Raw genomic sequence first — 19,740 nt, 5'->3', positions numbered from 1 at the left:
GGCGTCACCCCGCGTGCGCGGCCGCTTCACGCTGCCCATTCGCGACGAGCATCGCGACCGCGCATGAAGCCAGCCGGGTGATCAACGAATCGGCGCGACTCGTCAGGATGATCGGCACGCGCGCGCCGAGCACGATCCCTGCGGCGTCCGCGCCGGCCAGGAACGACAGGCTCTTGGCGAGCATGTTGCCTGCTTCGAGGTCGGGCACCATCAGCACGTTCGCGTGCCCGGCCACCGGCGAATCGATCTGCTTGATGCGCGCGGCCTCGGGATCGATCGCGTTGTCGAGCGCAAGCGGGCCGTCGACGAGCGCGCCGGTAATCTGCCGCCGGTCCACCATCTTGCACAGCGCGGCGGCTTCGAGCGTCGACGGCACTTTCGGGTTGACCGTCTCCATCGCCGACAGGATCGCCACGCGCACCTGCGGAAAGGCCAGCGCATGCGCAAGATCGATCGCGTTCTGCAGGATGTCGACCTTTTCCTCGAGCGTCGGCGCGATATTGATCGCCGCGTCGGTCACGATCAGCGGATCGGCATGCGCGGGCACGTCCATGACGAAGCAATGGCTGATGCGCCGGCCGGTGCGCAATCCGGCATCGTGACGCACCACTTCGGCCATGAGCTCGTCGGTGTGCAGGCTGCCCTTCATCAGCGCGGCCGCCCGCCCGTCGCGGACGAGCCGCACCGCCGCGGCTGCCGACGCCTCGCTGTACGGCGCATCGACGATCTCATAGTCGCTGATCGACAGCCCGCACGCCGCGGCGGTCGCTTCGATCCGGGCCCGCGGGCCGACCAGGATCGGTTCGATCAGCCCCTTGCGCGCCGCCTCCAGCGCCCCTTCGAGCGAGCTTCGATCGCACGGGTGCGCGACGGCCGTCGGCATCGGCGCCAGCGTCCGGCAGTGTTCGATGAGGCGGAGATATTTCTCGTGTCTGTTTTCCATCGTGGTTCCTGGCTGTCCGTCACTGCACACGCTCGAGGGCCGCTACCGGCTCCTTGGCCGGCCGCTTCGCGGGCGGCGCGCCCAGCACCGCGCGGATGCGTTGCAGGGCCGCCCACTGTTGCTCGCTCACCGACGCGCTCTGCACGCGCGGATCGCCCAGCAGCTTGTCCAGCAACGTCAGCAGCCGCTGCCGATCCTCAGGCCGGACCAGCAGCGCCGGCAGCGTCGCGACGGCCTGCTGCGGCGCGTAGGTCGCGATGATTTCCTGCTCGCCGTAGATGCGCCGCCACTGGTCGGGCGGCAGGTCCGGCAGATACTCGGCGTAGGTTTCGGCGAGTTCACGCTCGGTCGCCAGCTGCGCCAGCGGAAACGGCTCGCCGCTGCGTTCGAGCAGAAACGCTGCGCGCGCAACCGCTTCGGTGTAGCCGCCCCGATCGATCGACGCGAGCGCGTCCTTCACGAACGGCAGGTCGCGAGGGTCCGTCGCCGCCGGCGACGCGGCATGACGATCGCGATTCTGCTCCGCGAAATGAAGCATGAAGGGCTGCGTGTACAGCGTGAAAAACAGCGACTCGGTGCCGGCATCGCGCATCGCGCGGAAAAAATCGAGCGACGCGCTGACGACGTCCGAGCCACGGCGTTCGAGCTTGCGCCACGGTTCGATATCGTCGGCCTGCTGGCGATGCGCGTTGACCGTGTCGGCAGCCGGCTTCAGCCAGCCAAGCCACGGGTTCAGATCGGAAAACGCCCAGCGCTGAAAACGCAGCGGATGAAATTCCCGCAACGCGCGCGCCGTGGTTTCGTTCGAGGCTTGCTGCACGAACGGCTGCATGAACAGTTCATAGGCGCGCTGCGTGAATTCGGACAGCTCGGCGACCGCCTCGAACGCCTGTTCGTCCTTGCGCCCGAAGCGGTTGAAGTGTTGCGCGATCTCTTCGAGACGGTGCTCGGCGAACGTGACCTCGTAAGCGACTTTCCCGTCGGCGCCTTTCACTTCCTCGATCGACATCGCATAGAGGCCGGGCGGCAGCGTTTCGACGGCATCCAGCACGCTGACGATCTGTGCGTGCTCCTTCTTCGCGACCTTGCCCGACACGAAGATGCCCAGATGCCCGACATCCTCTTCCATCAACCCGATGATCACCTGCCCGCGCGACTTGATCTCCTCGGTGCTGCCGTAGATGTCCGCGACCCAGTTGAACGCCTGCTGCGGCGGCGTGATGTTGTCGCCCATCGACGCGAACAGGATGATCGGCGAGCGGATCTCGCGCAGGTCGAACGCCTTGCCCGTCCCGTCCCGCACCTCGCCGGACCAGAGCTTGTTGCCGATGAACAGGTTGCGCGTGATCCATTCGATCTCCTCGCGGTTCATCAGGTAGTAGCCGCCCCACCAGCGCTCGAACTCGAGGAAGCGCGGCGGCTCGGTGTCGATGTGGTCGTACACGTGGTAATACTTGTCCCACAACGTGTTCGCCGGGTTCAGGTTCTCGAAGTTCTGCACGAGATACGCGCCGTCGAACTTGCCGTTGCCGAGGTCCGACGAGAACGACGCGAGCCAGGTGCCGCCGAGCAGGCCGCCGGCATAGCGCATCGGATTGTCGCCGGGCCCGTCGCTCCACGCGCCGCTCCAGTACGACATCGGCGCGCCGTTGATGACGATCGGGCCCGTATCGTCCGCCGACGAGCTCGCGAGCATCATCGCGGCCCAGCCGCCCTGGCAGTTGCCGACGATGGCCGGCTTGAGGCTGTCCGGATGCAGCGCCCGCACTTTGCGGACGAACGCCTGTTCCGCCGCACACACGTCGAGCAGCGTCTGGCCGGGCTCGGGTTCCTGGAAGAACACGACGAAGTACACCGGATGCCCCGCGCGCAACGCCACGCCGACCTGCGAATCGTCCTTGAAGCCGCCGATGCCGGGGCCGTGCCCCGCGCGCGGATCGATGATCAGGTAAGGCCGCTTGGCGGCGTCGACGATCACGCCGTCCGGCGGCTGGATGTGAACGAGCGCGTAATTGACGGGGCGCTCGAACTGCCGGCCGTCGAGCACGACGTCGTAGTCGAAATGCAGCACCGGCTTGAGCCCCTGGCCCGCGCGCTCGACGTATTGCGTGCCGCGCTCGCGCAGCGTGTCCCAGAACAGCAGCGAGCGCTGGACGGTGTCGACCGCGTAATGCCATGCGCTCAACGGCGAGAGCGCTGTGGCGAAGGGCGCGGCGCCCGGGTCGTGGCCGGGGCTGTCGCTGCCGTCGAATGCTTCGCTCAACCGCTTTCCGTACTGTTCCAGCGCGTGCTGCGTGCGCTTTTGCAGGACGTGGGCAATCTCCGCGGCGATCTCGTGACTGCGCGCCAGTTGCGTGGCAGCATCCATAACACTGTTCTCCAGAGGGGCAAGGTGAATCCCGACGCATTCCGGGAGCGGCCGTCTCGCGTCAGCCGAGCACGTGCATCCCCGCGTCGATGTAGTGAACGCCGCCGGTCATCGCGCGTGCGCCATCGCTGGCAAGAAAGGTGCATAGCGCGCCGACGTCGTCGATGTCGAACGGCCGGCGCAATGGCGCACGCCGTGCGGTGTCGTCGAGCAGGTGATCGAAGTTCGGCAGCCCGGAGGCCGCGCGCGTGGGCAATGCACCGGGCGACACCGCATGCACGCGGATGCCGGCCGGCCCCAGCTCGACGGCCAGATAGCGAACGGTGGCCTCCAGCGCCGCCTTGACCGGCCCCATCACGCCGTACTCGGCGATGACCTGGTCGGCGCCGATATAGGTCATTGCCATCAGGCTGCCACCGGAATCCATCAACGGCTCGGCAAGTTTCGCCATCCTGATGAACGAGTGGCAGGAGGTATCCATCGCGAGCGCGAACCCTTCCGGCGAACTGTCGACGACCCGCCCGTGCAGGTCGGCCCTCGGTGCATAGGCGACGGCATGCAGCAGAAAATCGAGGCGGCCCCACTGCTCGCCGATCGTGTCGAACACGTCGCGCATCTGGTCGGTTCGGCTGACGTCGAGCGGCATCGCGATCGCCGGCTTCAGCTGCTCCAGCAGCGGCTCGACGTACGGCAACGCTCGATCGGATTGCCAGGTCACGGCCAGTTCGGCCCCCGCTGCGTGAAAGGCGCGCGCACATCCCCAGGCGATGCTCTGCTCGTTCGCCAGGCCGACGACGATGCCTCTTTTGCCTTCAAGCGGCCGCACGCCATTGCCAGGCGCGCGCGACTCGCGCACGTCGTTATTCGTCATCGCGAAACCTCGGAACGTATTTTTTCATCGGGCGAAACTGCGAAAGGGCCGAATTGCCTTAATGCCGCGAATCATTGTATTGAGGGTTTCAAACTACCAGATCATTCACGCGATATATGTTTGATTTTTATCAAAATCGCTTTCAAATCAGATAATTACGATGGAATGTTTCGATCCGGAAGGATCGATTTCATCGATATGTCATTCAATCGTGGGCAATTCATCAGGCCAGCGTTGCAGGTCGACCCGTTCCCGACACGGTAGCGACCCTTCGTGTAATCGCATGTAATTGATCCAGCGATGTGGCGGGCCTAATGTTTGTCCCAGGCAGACGCCCATCATTAAACCTTGCCAATCAAGCGCCGACGATTTTTCGTCGACTATATGCAGATGCATCAAGGGCAAGAATGATTTACACGCGAGGCTGCTGTCGGGAAAGAAGCGTTCATTTATCGACTCATCCAATTACCGCTCAGAGGAAAAAATGGCAAAAATTTATTACTCGGCCGACAACAGCTGGCTCATCGGCGTCACCGATCGCGTCAAAGGCAACAGGTTGGTGCTCCTTCCCACCAGTACGGACAACCTGTATACCGAGTGGGACTTCCAACCGGATGGCGGAATCACGCTGCACAGCGACCCCACGCTCGCCATCGACTGCGGAACGGTATCCGCCGAGCAATACCTTTACCTGAACACCTACAAGAAAAACAACGCGTCGGCCTCTCAGCAATGGCAATTCGACCCGCAATCGGACGACGCGCAATCGGGCTACATCGAAAACGTGAGCAATTCGCAACTTGTCTTCGATCTCCAGTGGAGAAACGTCGCGAAGGGCACGTACATCTGGACGTACACGGCCAACGCATCGGATGCGGAGATCTGGAGCCCGGTTCCCGTCCCGCAGGATTCGTTCAAGAAGTGACCTGACCCGGGCTTCGGTGGTGTGCCGATTGAGTTGTTCGGCGCACCATCGTTCGTCACTGCCGGTTCGCATGACACACCGAATCGCAGGCAGCCGAGGTTGCCATCCGCGTGGGCGTGCTGAACCGCAAAGCAGAAACGAACGCAGGCCGCATGACCGCGCCGGCCCGCGTTCGCCATTCCCTCCCCGCTTACACGCGCCGCAACGGCCGGAACCCGGCACGCACTTCACGCGCAAACAGCGCCGGCTCCTCCCATGCCGCGAAATGCCCGCCCTTGTCGACTTCGTTGAAGTAGATCAGGTTGTGATAACTGCGCTCGGCCCAGCTGCGCGGCGCCTGGTAGATTTCGCCCGGAAACACCGTGATCGCGGCCGGCAGCGAGATGTCCACCGCGTTGAAGTTGTTCGAGTGATCCTCCCAGTAGATCTGCGCGGCGGACGTCGCGGTGTTCGTCAGCCAGTACAACGAAATGTCGTCGAGAATCTCGTCGCGCGGAATCGAGCGTTCGGGCACGCCGCCGCTGTATGTCCATTGCGAAATCTTGTCGTACATCCACGCCGCCTGCCCTGACGGTGAATCAGCCAGCGCATAGCCGACCGTCTGCGGGCGCGTGACCATCATCGCCGAGTAGCCGCAGTTGTCGCGATAGAACGTCGCGAGCTTCTCGTACGCGGCCTTCTCCTTCTGCGACAGCGAAGCCGGCGCGGGCGCATCGGTCGCGAGCAGCGTCGCGATATCCGGCGGCACCGTCGCCGGCATGTTCACGTGGATCCCGGCGAGGCCCTGCACGCGCTGCATCGCCATCCGGTGCGAGATCACCGAGCCGCAATCGCCGCCCTGCGACACGAAGCGCGTATAGCCGAGCCGCGCCATCAGCTCGCCCCAAGCGCGCGCGATGTGGTCGGAACCCCAGCCGGTCCGTGTCGGGCGGCCCGAGAAGCCGAAACCCGGCAACGACGGCACGACGACGTGAAACGCATCGTCCGCGCTCGCGCCGTGCGCGGTCGGATCGGTCAGCGGGCCGATCGTCTTCAGCAACTCGAAGATCGAGCCCGGCCAGCCGTGCGTCATGATCATCGGCATCGCGTTCTCGTGCCGCGAGCGCACGTGAATGAAATGAATGTCGAGCCCGTCGATTTCCGTGATGAACATCGGGAAGCCGTTCAGGCGCGCCTCGCCCTTGCGCCAGTCGTAGTCGGTGCCCCAGTAACGCAGCAGCGCCTGCATGCGCGCGAGCCGCACGCCTTGCGATTCGTCGGCGACGGTCTCGCGCCCCGGCCAGCGCGTCGCGGCAATGCGGCGGCGCAGGTCGGCCACGGCGTCATCGGGAATGTGCGCGGTGAACGGGCGTATGCCGGTCGCGCCGCTCGCGCCGGTCGCCGCATGCAGCGCGGTGGGCAGCATCGCCGAGACCCCGGCGGCCACGGAGGTGGCCAGCAGGTGGCGACGCATCGGGGAAAACGGTGTGGAAGACATCGTTCGGCATCTCCTTTCGTGAAGTGGAAAGTGAACATGCCGCGCGCGGGAAACGCGCCCACGCTTTCAATCCGGCGCGCCCGCGTCACGCGGCGTCGCCCATTTGAAAGGTCTGATGTATCCGGTATTTGTCTGATTTGTACGCGTTTGTAGCGGCTGCGCGGCGAGCGGCCCGGCCCCTGCAGCCGCCCGCGCGCGCGCCGCTCAGAGCGCCTTGACGATCGCGCCGTCGACGCGAATGTTCTGGCCGGTGATGTAGCCCGCCCCGTCCGACAGCAGGAACGCGACCGTCTTCGCGATCTCGCCGGTCTTGCCGAAGCGGCCGGCCGGAATGCGCGCGACGATCTCCGGCGTTTCCGGCCAGCTGTCGATGAAGCCCGGCAGCACCGCGTTCATCCGGATGTTCTCGGCCGCGTAGCGTTCCGCGTAAAGCCGCGTCCACGCGCTCAGCGCCGCGCGCAGCGCCGACGAAACGGGCATCGGCTGCTCGGGCGCATCCGCCGCGAAACTCGAGATGTTGACCACCGCGCCGCCGCCCTGCTGCTGGAAGATCGGCGTCACGCGGCGCATCACGCGCACCACGTTCAGCAGGATCAGGTCGAGCCCCGCGTGCCAGTTGTCGTCGGTGATCGCCAGCAGCTCGCCCTTCGGCGGGTGTCCGGTGTTGTTCACGACCGCATCGATGCGACCGTAGCGCGCCACCGTTTCCTGCACGAGCCGGTTGATGTCGGCTTCTTCCGTCACCGAGCCCTGGATGCCGAACCCGCCCAGTTCGTCCCCGAGCGCCACCGCGCTGCCCGACGGCGACATCAGCGCGACGCGATAGCCCGTCGCCGCCAGCTCACGCGCGATCGCCGCGCCCATGCCCTTGCCCGCCGCCGTGATCAACGCTACTTTTTCTACAGTCACGATGTGCTCCTCGTTCGAATCCTGCCGCCGCGCAGCCGCCGTTCGGCCCGCCATGGTGGTAATGTAGGCGCATCCATCACGACTGTCGAACCAGTATTTCTGCCTCCAGCCGATAGTTTTTCTATAGCCTGACGATGCCACCTCGCCCCTCCCGCCTGCCGCCGCTGAATGCGCTTCGTGCATTCGAAGTGTCCGCGCGGCACCTCAATTTCCGCGCCGCCGCCGACGAGATCGGCGTCACGCAGGGCGCCGTCGCGCAGCAGGTGCGCCACCTCGAGGACGTGCTCGGCCTGAAGCTGTTCGAACGCCTGCCGCGCGGCCTCGCGCTGACGCATGACGGCGCCGCGTATTTCTCCGACGTGCAGCGCGCGCTGCATGCGATCGCCGACGCGACCGACAAGCTCGTCAAGCGCCGTGCCGCGCTGACGATCAGCACGACGCCGTCGTTCGCGTCGAAATGGCTGATCCCGCGGCTCGCGCAGTTCACCGATGCGCATCCCGACTACGACGTGCGCGTGATCGCCGACCCGCAGATCGCAACGTTCCGGCATGACGGCGTCGATCTCGCGATCCGCTACGGCAAGCCGCCGTTCGGCAAGCATCTCGCCACGCATGCGCTGTTTCCGCTCGACGTGTGCGCCGTGTGCAGCCCCGCGCTGCTGGCCGCGCCCGCGTCGCCGCGCGCGCTCGCGGGCCACGTGCTGCTGCACGACGCGCACGACCTGTGGCCCGAGTTCCTCGCCGCGATGCCGGAACCCGTCGACATCGATCCGCACAAGGGGTTGCGCTTCAACCAGACGTCGCTCGCGATCGATGCGGCCGTCGCCGGCCAGGGCATCGCGCTTGCGACCGATCCGCTGGTCGAGCGCGACATCGCCGCGGGCAGGCTGTGCAAGCCGTTCGATTTCGCGTTTCCGCTGTCGGTGGGGTTCTATCTCGTGTATCCGGCCGAGCGCCGCGACGACGATGCGATCGTCGTGATGCGCGAGTGGATGGCCGCGCAGGTGGTGTCGGACAGGCGCCCTTGAGCGGGCGTCGGCAGCGTCAGGGCGCGACCCAGCGGCCTTCGTAGCCGCGTTCGTGCAGGTCGAACACCGCGCGGCGATGGCCGGTGCGCGCAAGTTCGAGCCAGTCGATACGCGTCACGGTCACGTGAAGCAGGCAGAAGTTGCCGTAGCCGTCATCGGTTGATGCTGCCCCCTGGCTCGCCGGGACCTGCGCGGCTTCCGGCGACGCGACCGGCGTACCCGGCGGCAACGGTGCGCGATACAGCAGCAGCGTATGCGGACGGCTCGCTTGCCAGACCGCGCGCCGTTGCGCTTCGTCGTCGCAGATCGACGCCGCACCTTCCACGCGAATCTGCACGAGCGCATCGAGATCGTTGGCGACGAGCGCGATACGCGGATCGCGGCGCAGCTCCGCGACCTTCTCCGAACGCGCATCGGTATGAAACGACAGCACGCGATCGGCGCGGTTCACCTGACGCAACACGATCGTGCGGACCTTCGGCGCGCCGTCGACGCCGAGCGTCGCGGCCTGCAGCATCGTGAACGGCGAGCGTTGCGCGCTCACGCCGGATTCGAGGCAGGACCACAGGCGCTCGTAGGTTTGCGCGAGTGATTCGGAAGGGGAGTCAGGCATGACGAAGCGGCGATCGTGCAGGTTGCGATCGCGCCAGCTTAACCGTTTGCTGCGGCGACGGCACGCGCGCGGCGCGCCGGCCGTCGCCGCGCGGCTCAGTTGTAGCCGAGTACGACCGGTGCCGCGTCGCCGAGGTCGGCCGCCGGCTCCGCGCCGAAGCGGCCGAGCACGTCGGCCACATACTGCGGCCCGGCGCTGATCTGCGACGACCGGTGCGCAACCGGCCGGTTATCGCCCGTGCCCGGCGCGATGCTCATCGATACGGTGTCGTTGACGGTGATGTTCACGTTGATGTCTCCTCACGCGGCCAGCGCCGCACCATACGCGCGCACGAGGCGCGCCACGCCTTCCCGGATCGCGTCGACGTCCGGCGCGGCGAACGACAGGCGCAGCGAGGCCGCGTCGACGTTGTCCGCGAAGAACGCCTTGCCCGGCACGAACACGACCTTGTTCGCGATCGCCTGTTGCAGCAGCACGTCCGACGACACCGCGCCGATCCGCGCCCACACGAACATCCCGCCTTCGGGACGATGGAATTCGATCGCATCGCCGAGGCCGCCGCGCAACGCGTCGCACATCGCGTCGCATTTGCGCTGGTACGCGGCCGTGATGCGCGGTAGATGGCGTTCGAGCGCACCGTCGGCCAGATACTCGGCGGCGGCCGCCTGGGTCCACGGCGTGCTGCACAGATCGACCGTCTGCTTCGCGATCACGCAGCGCCGCGCGATCTCGGCCGGCGCGATCGTCCAGCCCACGCGCAGCCCGGGCGCGACGATCTTCGACAGGCTCGCGAAATGCACGATCCAGTCGCGCGCGCCGTCCACTTCATCGGCAAGCGCCAGCATCGACGGCACGGCTTCGCCCGCGAAACGCAGGTCGCCGTACGGATCGTCCTCGACGATCAGGAAACGGTATTGCACCGCGAGACGCAGCAGCTTCAGCCGGCGCTCGCGCGTGAGCGTCGCGCCCGTCGGGTTCGCGAAGGTCGGGACCGTGTACAGCAGTTTCGGCTGCGCGATCGCGCCGGACGCGAGCTGTTCGCCGAGACGATCGACGTCGAGGCCCGCGCCGTCGACCGGAATCGTCACGATGCGCGCCTGCTGCAGACGCATCGCCTGCAGCGTCGCCGGGTAAGCCGGTTGCTCGGTCAGCACGACGTCGCCGGGCGACACCATCACGCGCAGCAGCAGGTCGAGACCCTGCTGCGAACCGGTCGTGACGAGCAGTTCGGCCGCCGTGCACGTTACGCCGCGCCGCCCCATCAGCGCGATCAATTGCTGCTTCAGTTCGGCGAGGCCGTCGGTCGGGCCGTATTGCAGGCAGCGCACGGGCTGCGCGTACGCGCGCCCGGCGGCTGCGTTCAGGCCGTCGACGTCGAACAGGTCGCTGGCCGGATAACCGCCCGCGAAGGAAATCATGCCCGGTTCGGACAGGTACTTGAACAGTTCGCGGATCGGCGAGCCGGCGGGATTCTGGAATGAGGGAGTGAACGCGTACATGTCGTCGTGAGCTGGATGGCGCGGACGGCCGGGATAGCCGCCCGATACCGGCCACCGCGGCGCTTCTGGCGCCACGGCGGTGAAATCGAGCCACGATTGTCGATAGTCATTAAGGCCGCGGCAAACGATATCTATGCACTAGGTCTTGCGGTTTGGTCATCACATGGGGCGCGGGCGGGAGCAGCAAAACGCGCGGTCCGCCAGCGTTTCGACCCAGGGTTTTACGCACGTGTTGCCGGCGGAAAGCCAATCCGCCCGACTGTTTCGTTTCGCCACGCGCTCACCCTGCCCGCCCAGCTTGTGGCCGGGACCCGGCCGAATCAGTGCGCCGGCCCCGCAGGCGCGGGCGGCGGCGGCTTGGGCTTCCACGTCGACAGCGCGCGCGTGAGGTCGTCCGACACGTAGTGCGGACCGTCGAACAGATAGACCGAGTAGCCGCGATAGGCCACCAGTTGCTTGCTCAACTCGTCGGCGCTGGCGGCGCGAAACCCGCCCCGCTCGGCGGGCCGGAATGCCTCGGCGATCACCCGCACGCGTTGCTTGCCCAGTTTTGAAACGAGTTCGTCGAGGTAGCTGCGCGCGACATACGGCTCGCGGGCATAGACGCCGCAGCCGTCCTGGAAGAACACGCCGACGTCCGCGGGCAGCCACGCCGCGAGCCAGTCCGCGAGCGTCTTTCCGCCGATGTTGGTCTGGTCGTACACGCTCACCCAAAGCGGACGCGGCAGCCGTTGCAGGATCGCGGCGAGCTTGGGCGCGTCCTGCCAGGTCGGATCGATCTCCACCGGAAAGTAATAACCGGTGACATGCAGCGGGATCGTTGCGTGCGCTACTTCGAGGGATTGATCGGCGAGCGTCGACAGATGGGTGCGCGCCCGTTTTTCGTCCTGGTAGCCGGCGAGGCCCAGGATCACGTTCCTCGCCCAGGGCTCACGACCGATACGCTCCCAGTCGGGAAGGTGCGCGGCAGGCTGGATGCGGGTGTTGGCGATGAACGCGGTATCGTCGACGACGGTCCATTGAATCAGCAGATCGTGGATGCCGAGGATCTGCCAGTTGCCGGCCGGATTGGTCGTCGTGTTGTCCACCTGCCAGGCGATGCCGTCGGCGTGCACGTCGTGCGCGGTCCAGCTGCAGGCGGCCACGACGAGCGATGCGCCGATCGCCGCGAGCGTCGCCGCGCGAGGCGAACGCGGCGCGGCGGCGAGCGAGCCTGGTTGCGCTGCGAGTCGAAGCCCGCCCATGCGTTGTTGAATCCTGCGCCAGGCCGGCGTCGCATACATGGTCATCGCTGGCTCTCCGGAAGCATGCCTGCGCGTCATCGTAGCCGATCAAATGCAAACGTGCGACCCGCGTTGCCAATGCGGGTCGCACGTTGCTGTCGCTACGCCTGCGTCACTTGGCCGTCGTGCCGTCCACCCACGTGTAGCCGAGATTCGTAATGCCGGTAATCATGCTCTGGAAGTCCTGATACGCCGGCAATCCGAGATCCGGTTCGAGCCAGTACGGATGGAAGAAGAAGGACGCGAAACCGTCCCGCACCGCCAGGCCATACTGCGCATTGGTCACGATTTGCTGCCACGTGTAGGTGATGCACGAGAACGGGTCGACGTTGCAGATGTTGTACTGCACGCTGCCCAGGTTCTCCGGAATGATCCGCTGCCCGTAGTAATCAGCGTTGATGATGTACGGGAAAAACTGCCCGGCCGAAAAGTCCTGGTTGGCGGCACCCGTGCCGAGTTGCGGTTTGGTCGACGTGTAGTACACGGCCCGCTGGAACGTGGTCGGGAACGTGAGGGCCGTCGCCGACGACGCGGCCGGGGACATCTGGTACTGCGGTGCGGCCCAGCCGACGATCTTGTAGCCGTTGAGCGTGAACTCGAGCAGGCCATCGGCCATTCTGCCCTCCGCCCATTGCACGGAATCCTCATCAACCGGCCGGTTCTGCACCGCGTACCAGAACTCGTAGTCGCTGCCGCTGACGGCATTCAGCAGGTTCGGTGTCGAATCGTACTGGTGCGTATAGCCGTGCATCACGATCGAGCCGCCGCGCAACAGCGCATAATTCAGCGCCCGCTTGAGGCCCGTTGCCTGCGCCAGATGGATCGTCTCCGGCACACCGCCGTTGTAGTAGCCGTTCGGGTCGGTATACAACGGGATGGTGGCCATCGTGAACGGAATCCGCTTCGAGTACATGTAGTTCGTCAGCAGCTGCATCGAACTCGTCGTGGTATACGCGTCGAGGTCCTCCAGGCGGACGAGCGCACGATGATTCACCGGTGCATTGGTCTGCAGGATGTCGTGCAGGATGTCGCAGATCACCAGGTAGCGATCCGTCGGGCCGATATAGGAGAACGGCATGTCCGCGAAGTACCAGAAGTTGCCCGCGCGCATGACGTACGGTGCGGTTGCGCCGCTCTTGCTGTTCTTGATGGTGACGAGCGCCTGCGCCTTGGTGGCATCGACGACCTGGGTCAGTCCGACGTCCGGATCCGCATTGATGGTGCCGGACGACGCGTCATAGGCGTAGTACTTGACCATCGGCAGGTTCTTGTACGTGACCGTGTCGTAGAACCCGGGATTCGGATTGCTCGACGATGGCGTCGCGTTCATCCCGGCGAGGCCCAGGAAGCTGAACCCGTAGGTCTGGTTGAACGTGTAGGCCGTGTTCCATGCCAGCTGCCACAGGTTGTACTTGAACCAGACCACCGTCTTCTTGGTAGTCATCACGTCGCTCATGAACGCGGTCGGAATCGGGTTGTTGTAGTAGTTGCCGATATAGAACGTCGCGTCGTGATTCCCGACCATGCCGGCCGTGTAGTTCTGGATCGGAACCAGATCGACCGTCGTATTGAAGTGACCCAGCAGGTTCCTCAGCATGATGCTGTACATCAGGCCCAGCTTCGAAAACGGATCGTTGGCCGGATTGTCGTACAGGATGAGCGTATGGGCAGTGGTGGCCTGCGCATGCGCGGTGCCCGGCAATGTCATTTGCGCGAGTCCCGCAAGCAGGGCGATGACGAGCAAGATCTTTTTCATGGCCGTTTCTCCCTATTCACGTTCCACATTGCCGTTGGATTTACTGACGGACTTCTTGCTGAACTTCGGGCGGCCCGTTTCCTTGTACGCCTTTTCCCAATCCTCGTCGGACATGCCGGCTTTCACGTTGACGTGCGCCGAGCCGTTCGGCAGCGGAGGCGGCTTGATCTTCTGGGCAGAGGAATTACTCGTCTGCTGCGCACCCACATCCTGAACGCCGACGGCGAAGACGAGCGTCGTGATCAATGCGACGATTGATCCGGCGGCGCTCAACCCGTTTCGAAAAGATTGATTGCGATGCGAAGGCATGATTTTCATCCTTTGATATGCGAAATAAGTTCATCTCGTTAGCGAAACGAGCACGTCGAATCACCATCCGGAATCGGGGCGCCATGTCGTGAATATTTTGATGCGCAATTGAAACCAGACAAATAAATCCGGTAGGAGATGGTTTTACTTTCAAGCTAGAACCGTACCATCCGTCGCAAATGGGCATAGCGCCAAGGCGACGAAATTGGCGCATCGAGGCCGCTCGAAAATGCGTCGATAAAACGTTTCAGGCGTGCAACGCGGCGGTGTCACGAATTTAATCGGACAAACACGCGAAACCCGTTCATGCGCCCCGGGCGAAACCTGTCGTGCCCCACGCTTCGCGGATCGCGATGCGACGATCGCCGTGGATGGCACGCCCGCACGCGCAACGACGCCTGGCGCGCTCGATTTCCGGTTCAACGCCCATTCGTCCGGCCGGTCACCGCTGGAATCGCATGACGATTTTCGGAGGGCGCCAGCCGCGCACGTGCCGAGGGTCCGAAAACGATGTGTCATCCGGTCGATCTACAGCGTGTTTCAGCACTGAAACATTTGGCTCGGATTCGGCGGGCCGATCCTGTGCGGCGGTTCGCGGCGCCCGCAACGTCAAGGGTCGCGCGGCGATGGCGCACGACTTGCTACATGAGCACTGTGTTGCGAAGTCGATGCGCGGGGAGCCATGCGCGCGCGCCGGGCGGAGAGCGGCTGCGAGCGTTGAAGGATGCAGTGACGGAGGCAGGCAGGCGGAAATGGGCTGTCCAAAAGTCATCCACTGAACACGTTGCATCGCTCGCGATGTGACGTGGCTGCATCGACGAAGCGCGCGCGGCGCGCGCTTTTTCGAGCGGCAGGCATTCGCGTGGCGCACACCACGCAGTGGACGTGACGGGGCGACGAGGACGAATGAACGTTTCGTCTTGCGTCGGTACGAGGGGAAATAATCAAATAAAAGATAACAGCGCGGGAAAGATGATGGACAACATGGTTTGGAGTGCGTATTTATATGCGCTTAACATCGTCACCATTGTGACCGCAATCGTCATCCTGGTCAGCACACTGGATGACCTCACGCTGGATGCCTGCTATTGGTCCTTTGAAATCGGGCGCATCCTGCGCCGCGAAAAATCGCAAACGATCGATATCGGCATGCTGCGCGCGCTGGAAGAGCGGCATCTGGCGCTGATGGTGCCGGCGTGGAAAGAATATGACGTGATCGCCAAGATGATCGAGAACACGTTGGCGACGCTCGAGTACGAGCGCTACGTGATATTCGTCGGCACCTATCACAACGATGCGGAAACCACGGCCGAGGTCGAACGCATGGTCCGCCGGTATCCGGGCCGGGTCACGCGCGCGACCGTGATGAACGACGGGCCGACCTGCAAGGCGGACTGCCTGAACTGGATCGTCGAAGCCATCCTGCGTTACGAATCGGTCCATCACATCCAGTTCGCGGGCGTCGTCATGCACGACTGCGAGGACGTCATTCATCCGGTCGAACTCAAGTACCTCAACCACGCGGTGGCGGACAGCGACCTGGTCCAGCTTCCCGTGCTGTCGTTGCCGCGGAAATGGAACGAGTTCGTCGCCGGCTGCTACCTCGACGACTTCAGCGAAACGCACCAGAAGGACGTGCCGGTGCGCGCCCGGCTGACCGGCATCGTCCCGGGCGCGGGCGTCGCGTCATGCTACAGCCGGCGCTCGATCGAAGCGGCGATGAAGGAGCGCAACGGTTGTCCGTTCAACACCTGTTCGCTGACCGAGGACTATGACTTCAGCTTCCGGCTGCGCGACCTCGGCATGAAGGAAACCTTTGCCCGCTTCCCGCTTTCGGATATCGCACGCGACACCGGCGGCCAGCGTGCCAACGGCAACGTCGTCAATCGGAACCTGCTGGCCACGCGCGAGTACTTTCCCAAGACATTTCGCACCGCGTACCGTCAGCGCGCGCGCTGGATTCTCGGCATCGCCTTCCAGGGCTGGGAGCAGCTCGGCTGGAAGGGCAACCTGCTCACCCGCTACATGTTCTTCCATGATCGCAAAGGCATCGTGACGTCACTGTTTTCGGTGATTGCCTATGCCGTGCTGCTCAATTTCCTGCTGCTTGCGGCGCTCCAGCACGCCGGCGTTGCCATCCCCGCCGGCGCCTCTGCCGTCATGGCGAACTCGTGGGTCACGCCGCTGCTGTGGGTGAACACCGCGATGCTGTTCGCGCGCGCCGGGCAACGCTATCACTTCGTCAGCAAGCTGAACGGCCCGCTCCAGGGGCTGCTCTCGATCCCGCGGATGTTCGTCAACAACCTGATCAACTTCTACGCGGTCTGCCGTGCGTGGCGCATCTATCTCGGCCATCTCGTGAGCGGCAAGCCCATCGCGTGGGACAAGACCAGTCATACCTACCTGTCGAACCAGGAGCTCGGGAAGGTGCGCCTCAAGATCGGCGAGATCCTCGTCGGCTGGGGCGTGGTCACGCTGGAGCAATTGCAGGCGAGCCTCGAGAAGCAACTGACCTGCGGCAAGCGGCTGGGCGAATTGCTGATCGAAGGCAGCGAGATCTCGACCGAATCGCTCGCGGACGCGATCGCCGAGCAAGCCGAGCTGCCCCGGGTGAGCCTGGGCAACGTCGCGGTGGGCCACTTCGCGGATTCGCTCGCCTTCGAGCTGCAGTACGCGTATCGGGCCGTCCCGTTTTCAACGGCGGACGACGGCACGCTGAACATCGCGGTCGGGCGGCCGCTCACGCCGGACGAACAGGACGTCGTGCGGCGCGGCGCCCGGGCGAAGGTGGCCTATTTCATTGCCTGCGACACGGAGATTACCGCCGAGCTCGCCCGGCACTCGCGCTTCGTCGAACTCACGCGCCTGCGCGACGGCGACCCGGCCGCGCAGCAAGGCGCTCCCGCGCAGAAACCGTCGGGAGAACAGGCATGAAGCATTCGACACGCCCGATCGCGGCCAGCCTCAAGCGCTGCGCACGGTTGAGCGCACTGGCAATCGCCGTGTCGCTGGCCTGGCAGGCGCCGGCGTCCGCCGCGCAGCAACTGACGCCCAAGGCCTACAAGCTCGCCGACAGCGCCTACAAGGCAATCAATGCCGGCGACCTGCCCCTCGCGGAAGTGTATGCGTCGCGCGCCATCAAGCTTCAGCCCGGAAGCGAACAGCTCGGGCTGCTGCTCGTCGACGTTTACCGACGGGAAGGAAAGGTCGACGAAGCGGATTCGATGGTGGAATCGCTGATCGTTCGTTTTCCGAAGAGTGCGGCGGTACGCGCGCAGCATGGCTACCTGGCGCAGCGGCAGATGCGCTACGACGTTGCCTGCAGCGATTTCGCGGCCGCCGTCGCGACCGGGAAATGGAGCAAGGAACAGCAGCGCAACCTGCGTCTCGCCTGGTCGGACAGCGCGCTCGCGGCGAAGCTTCCGCATGAAGCCGGCATCGCGCTGGCGCCGCTGGCCGATGAAAAATCGGCCGTGGTCCAGGTGCGCATCGCGCAGATGAGCCTGCAGGCAGGCGACCGCGACACCGCCATCCGCATGGCCGACCTGGCGGCCAGCGACGCGACGACCGAAGGCGAGCGCAACATGGCCGCGTCGATCGCGGCGCAGGCGCGGCTGGACGATCAGGCCGCCGAGGCGCCGGTCGACAATACCGCGCAGCAGAAGTTGCAGGATGCCTATGACCTCCTGCGCGACCACAAGGATCGCGAGGCGCTCGACGCATTCCAGGCGGGATTTTCCGGCGGTGCCGGCAATGCGATGAACTACGCGGACGCGGGCTACGCCGCCAAGCGGATCGGGCTGAACCAGGAGTCCATCGACCTGTTCGAGCACAGCCTCGACGCCGACGAAAACGAACACACCTTCGATGCGCAACACAAGTTCGGCTATCGGCGGGAGGTCGAGCAGCTTCAGCGCAGCTGGGGGTTCGTCCTGAGCGCGCCGTACCAGTCGGCCGCGTTCGGCCCACAAGGCACCATCAGCGTGCTGCAGCCGGGTGTGGAAGTGTATTGGCAGCCGCCGAAGATCGGCTATCAGAACGGCCGCATCTTCCAGTTCTTCGTGCGCGGATACGGCACGGCCTACGACGGATCGGGCAACACGACCGGGCTGCCGACCGTGCAGGGTTCGGTGGGCGCGCGCTACAAGCCGCTGCCCGACCAGAACGTCGTGCTGACCGCCGAGCGGCTGTTCCACGTCGGCAGCCAGTCGATGACGGACTGGCTGATGCGCCTGGGTTATTCGTCGGAAGGCGGGACCGACCTGAGGGTCACAGAGCCGAGCTGGCGCAGCTGGCAGGCCTACGTTGAAGGCGCTTACTTCATCAGCGCGGGGCGATACATCATTTATTCGGAGTTGCGTTACGGGCACACCTGGCGTTTGCCGATGATCAGCGATCGGCTGACCATCTACCCGCACGCCGCGGTGGCAGGCGATCACGACAATCGGCAGCCGGACAAGACGGCGATCGGCGCCGGGCCCGGCATCCAGTTTCGGTACTGGTTTCGCGAAGGCCGATATAGCGCGCCGGCAAGCTATCTGGATGTCACGGTGCAATACCGGTTCGGGTTGACGTCAGCGGCACGCGCACGTGGTCTCGTGGTACGCGCGACATTGTGGTTCTAACAGCGACGCTGACGCTTGCTCATGGATGGCGCTTTGCGCTTAGTTGGGCGCCTTGAGCGTGATGATCGTTTGACGCAACAGCTGGAAGTACGAGCTCGTCGAATACGGAACCATCTGCTCGGCGTAGTTCCACCAGAAGAATCCGCCGATGAAACGCGGATCGGTCATGCTGTTGACCATCGGGTAGTACGTCTTGATCAGGTTCTGCTGCACCGACGCCGGCGCGGAGGTATTCGAGGTGCCGATTTCGCCGAAGCCGACCTTCGCGTTCGGGAAGATGCTTTCCAGCGCCGCGAAATCGTTCTTCCACGTCGGATTCAGCCCCGGGCAATCCTGGTACGGGTAGTAGCTGAACAGCGCGTAGTCGGCTTGCTGGCGGACCGTCGACGACAGGAAGGTGGTCGGCCACGTCTTCCAGTAATCCTGCGGCTTCTCCCAGCAGTTGGTGCCCTTGCTGTCGTCGTTGTAGTACAGCGTGATGGCCGTCTTGCCGCCGTTCGATTTCACGATCTGGTTGGCCGCCGCGACCATCTGGCCGATCTGCTGCTCTTGCGCGTTGACCACGCTGTTCGTCCCGCTCGGGTCGTTACGCAGCCATTCGCCGTTGATTTCGTTCGCGATCTCCCAGACGTCGACCGTGTTCTTCAACTGCGACACCAGTTCCTGCGTCCTGGCCTTGTACGTGGCGAGATCCGTCGGGAAATAGTAAGAATCGTAGACTTCGCCCATCACGTACGCGACGGCGTGCAGTCGCAGCAGCGGAGCGTAGTAGTCGGCGGCCGACGTACCCGGATCGAACACGACACGCACGGTGGGCTTGTACGGCAGGTTCTGCAGCGACGCGACGATCGCGTCCAGCTTGGTCAGGTCGTCGAGGGTCACGCCGTAGACGGGATTCTTCAGAGGTTCGACCTGGGCTTCAGCGGGCCGGGATAAAGGCAGGAGCCCGGCATAAGCGACGCATGCGGCGATGGCCGTGCGCGAGATATTTTTCGTCAGTCTTTTCAAAACGCTTTCCGTCCTAAAGTAAGAAGAAGCGCGATTTTAGACGAAAATAAAAGGTAATTATCGGATGATATTGAAAGTGGCGAGCCCTAAAAAGATCATTAGGATCGGTATCAAAAGTGGATGCGG

General features: G+C 64.5%; 16 protein-coding genes. 4 read left to right on the top strand and 12 right to left on the bottom strand.

What is annotated here, in order from left to right:
- Window positions 1-4 precede the first annotated feature (4 nt).
- From CFB40_RS19855 to fabI, 3 genes are all read right to left on the bottom strand, one after another.
- Window positions 5-943, bottom strand: coding sequence for a phosphate acetyltransferase (locus CFB40_RS19855; RefSeq protein WP_089428319.1), 939 nt, complete (start codon window positions 941-943; stop codon window positions 5-7).
- Window positions 944-962: 19 nt separating this feature from the next.
- Entirely contained in the window at window positions 963-3,311 is a 2,349-nt protein-coding gene (locus tag CFB40_RS19850) for a DUF3141 domain-containing protein (protein WP_089432142.1), read from the bottom strand.
- 61 nt (window positions 3,312-3,372) lie between these two features.
- A complete protein-coding gene (gene fabI, locus CFB40_RS19845; protein WP_089428321.1) occupies window positions 3,373-4,182 on the bottom strand; it encodes an enoyl-ACP reductase FabI in 810 nt (269 codons plus the stop codon).
- Window positions 4,183-4,666: 484 nt separating this feature from the next.
- Here fabI and CFB40_RS19840 point away from each other — a divergent pair, with 484 nt between their 5' ends.
- On the top strand, window positions 4,667-5,107 hold the full coding sequence (locus CFB40_RS19840; protein ID WP_089432141.1) for an RICIN domain-containing protein: 441 nt from the start codon (window positions 4,667-4,669) through the stop codon (window positions 5,105-5,107).
- A 190-nt stretch (window positions 5,108-5,297) separates the two neighbouring features.
- Here the strand turns inward: CFB40_RS19840 and CFB40_RS19835 are convergent, their stop codons facing one another.
- Window positions 5,298-6,584 carry an epoxide hydrolase family protein gene (locus CFB40_RS19835; RefSeq protein ID WP_089432140.1) on the bottom strand — a complete coding sequence of 429 codons (1,287 nt, stop codon included), beginning with the start codon at window positions 6,582-6,584 and terminating at the stop codon, window positions 5,298-5,300.
- Window positions 6,585-6,788: 204 nt separating this feature from the next.
- A complete protein-coding gene (locus tag CFB40_RS19830; protein ID WP_089433251.1) occupies window positions 6,789-7,493 on the bottom strand; it encodes an SDR family oxidoreductase in 705 nt (234 codons plus the stop codon).
- A gap of 134 nt (window positions 7,494-7,627) precedes the next feature.
- On the opposite strand from CFB40_RS19830, the gene gcvA reads away from it, so the two are divergent.
- Window positions 7,628-8,521, top strand: coding sequence for a transcriptional regulator GcvA (gcvA, locus tag CFB40_RS19825; RefSeq protein WP_089428324.1), 894 nt, complete (start codon window positions 7,628-7,630; stop codon window positions 8,519-8,521).
- A 16-nt stretch (window positions 8,522-8,537) separates the two neighbouring features.
- Here the strand turns inward: gcvA and CFB40_RS19820 are convergent, their stop codons facing one another.
- From CFB40_RS19820 to CFB40_RS19795, 6 genes are all read right to left on the bottom strand, one after another.
- Window positions 8,538-9,134, bottom strand: a complete 597-nt coding sequence (locus CFB40_RS19820) for a pyridoxamine 5'-phosphate oxidase family protein (RefSeq protein ID WP_089428325.1) — start codon at window positions 9,132-9,134, stop codon at window positions 8,538-8,540.
- Between the two features lie 95 nt (window positions 9,135-9,229).
- Entirely contained in the window at window positions 9,230-9,421 is a 192-nt protein-coding gene (locus CFB40_RS19815) for a hypothetical protein (RefSeq protein ID WP_089428326.1), read from the bottom strand.
- A gap of 12 nt (window positions 9,422-9,433) precedes the next feature.
- Window positions 9,434-10,633 carry an aminotransferase-like domain-containing protein gene (locus CFB40_RS19810; protein WP_089432139.1) on the bottom strand — a complete coding sequence of 400 codons (1,200 nt, stop codon included), beginning with the start codon at window positions 10,631-10,633 and terminating at the stop codon, window positions 9,434-9,436.
- A gap of 320 nt (window positions 10,634-10,953) precedes the next feature.
- Entirely contained in the window at window positions 10,954-11,922 is a 969-nt protein-coding gene (locus CFB40_RS19805; protein ID WP_089432138.1) for a hypothetical protein, read from the bottom strand.
- A gap of 106 nt (window positions 11,923-12,028) precedes the next feature.
- Window positions 12,029-13,672, bottom strand: coding sequence for a DUF2334 domain-containing protein (locus tag CFB40_RS19800; RefSeq protein ID WP_089432137.1), 1,644 nt, complete (start codon window positions 13,670-13,672; stop codon window positions 12,029-12,031).
- A 12-nt stretch (window positions 13,673-13,684) separates the two neighbouring features.
- Entirely contained in the window at window positions 13,685-13,981 is a 297-nt protein-coding gene (locus CFB40_RS19795) for a hypothetical protein (protein WP_175238053.1), read from the bottom strand.
- 975 nt (window positions 13,982-14,956) lie between these two features.
- Here CFB40_RS19795 and CFB40_RS19790 point away from each other — a divergent pair.
- The gene (locus CFB40_RS19790; protein ID WP_256976856.1) at window positions 14,957-16,915 is read left to right on the top strand and encodes a glycosyl transferase family protein; all 1,959 of its coding nucleotides are present in this window, start codon (window positions 14,957-14,959) and stop codon (window positions 16,913-16,915) included.
- Window positions 16,912-18,606, top strand: coding sequence for a bacteriophage N4 adsorption protein A (locus CFB40_RS19785; RefSeq protein ID WP_089432136.1), 1,695 nt, complete (start codon window positions 16,912-16,914; stop codon window positions 18,604-18,606). Before CFB40_RS19790 ends, CFB40_RS19785 begins: the two co-directional genes overlap by 4 nt.
- A 39-nt stretch (window positions 18,607-18,645) precedes the next feature.
- Here the strand turns inward: CFB40_RS19785 and CFB40_RS19780 are convergent, their stop codons facing one another.
- On the bottom strand, window positions 18,646-19,578 hold the full coding sequence (locus CFB40_RS19780) for a hypothetical protein (protein WP_373452695.1): 933 nt from the start codon (window positions 19,576-19,578) through the stop codon (window positions 18,646-18,648).
- Window positions 19,579-19,740: the final 162 nt, after the last annotated feature.

The sequence above is a fragment of the Burkholderia sp. AU31652 genome (genome assembly GCF_002223155.1).
Classification (GTDB): Bacteria; Pseudomonadota; Gammaproteobacteria; order Burkholderiales; family Burkholderiaceae; genus Burkholderia.
Note: the sequence above shows the minus strand (reverse complement) of the source record. Positions and strands in the feature narration are given on the sequence as shown.

What these genes read in the sequence shown, in the direction of transcription:
- fabI (WP_089428321.1), bottom strand. Translation starts at nt 4,182, where the DNA reads ATGACGAATAACGACGTGCGCGAGTCGCGCGCGCCTGGCAATGGCGTG.
- CFB40_RS19800 (WP_089432137.1), bottom strand. Translation starts at nt 13,672, where the DNA reads ATGAAAAAGATCTTGCTCGTCATCGCCCTGCTTGCGGGACTCGCGCAA.
- CFB40_RS19855 (WP_089428319.1), bottom strand. Translation starts at nt 943, where the DNA reads ATGGAAAACAGACACGAGAAATATCTCCGCCTCATCGAACACTGCCGG.
- CFB40_RS19795 (WP_175238053.1), bottom strand. Translation starts at nt 13,981, where the DNA reads ATGCCTTCGCATCGCAATCAATCTTTTCGAAACGGGTTGAGCGCCGCC.
- CFB40_RS19805 (WP_089432138.1), bottom strand. Translation starts at nt 11,922, where the DNA reads ATGACCATGTATGCGACGCCGGCCTGGCGCAGGATTCAACAACGCATG.
- CFB40_RS19850 (WP_089432142.1), bottom strand. Translation starts at nt 3,311, where the DNA reads ATGGATGCTGCCACGCAACTGGCGCGCAGTCACGAGATCGCCGCGGAG.
- CFB40_RS19835 (WP_089432140.1), bottom strand. Translation starts at nt 6,584, where the DNA reads ATGTCTTCCACACCGTTTTCCCCGATGCGTCGCCACCTGCTGGCCACC.
- CFB40_RS19840 (WP_089432141.1), top strand. Translation starts at nt 4,667, where the DNA reads ATGGCAAAAATTTATTACTCGGCCGACAACAGCTGGCTCATCGGCGTC.
- CFB40_RS19790 (WP_256976856.1), top strand. Translation starts at nt 14,957, where the DNA reads ATGGACAACATGGTTTGGAGTGCGTATTTATATGCGCTTAACATCGTC.
- gcvA (WP_089428324.1), top strand. Translation starts at nt 7,628, where the DNA reads ATGCCACCTCGCCCCTCCCGCCTGCCGCCGCTGAATGCGCTTCGTGCA.
- CFB40_RS19820 (WP_089428325.1), bottom strand. Translation starts at nt 9,134, where the DNA reads ATGCCTGACTCCCCTTCCGAATCACTCGCGCAAACCTACGAGCGCCTG.
- CFB40_RS19785 (WP_089432136.1), top strand. Translation starts at nt 16,912, where the DNA reads ATGAAGCATTCGACACGCCCGATCGCGGCCAGCCTCAAGCGCTGCGCA.
- CFB40_RS19810 (WP_089432139.1), bottom strand. Translation starts at nt 10,633, where the DNA reads ATGTACGCGTTCACTCCCTCATTCCAGAATCCCGCCGGCTCGCCGATC.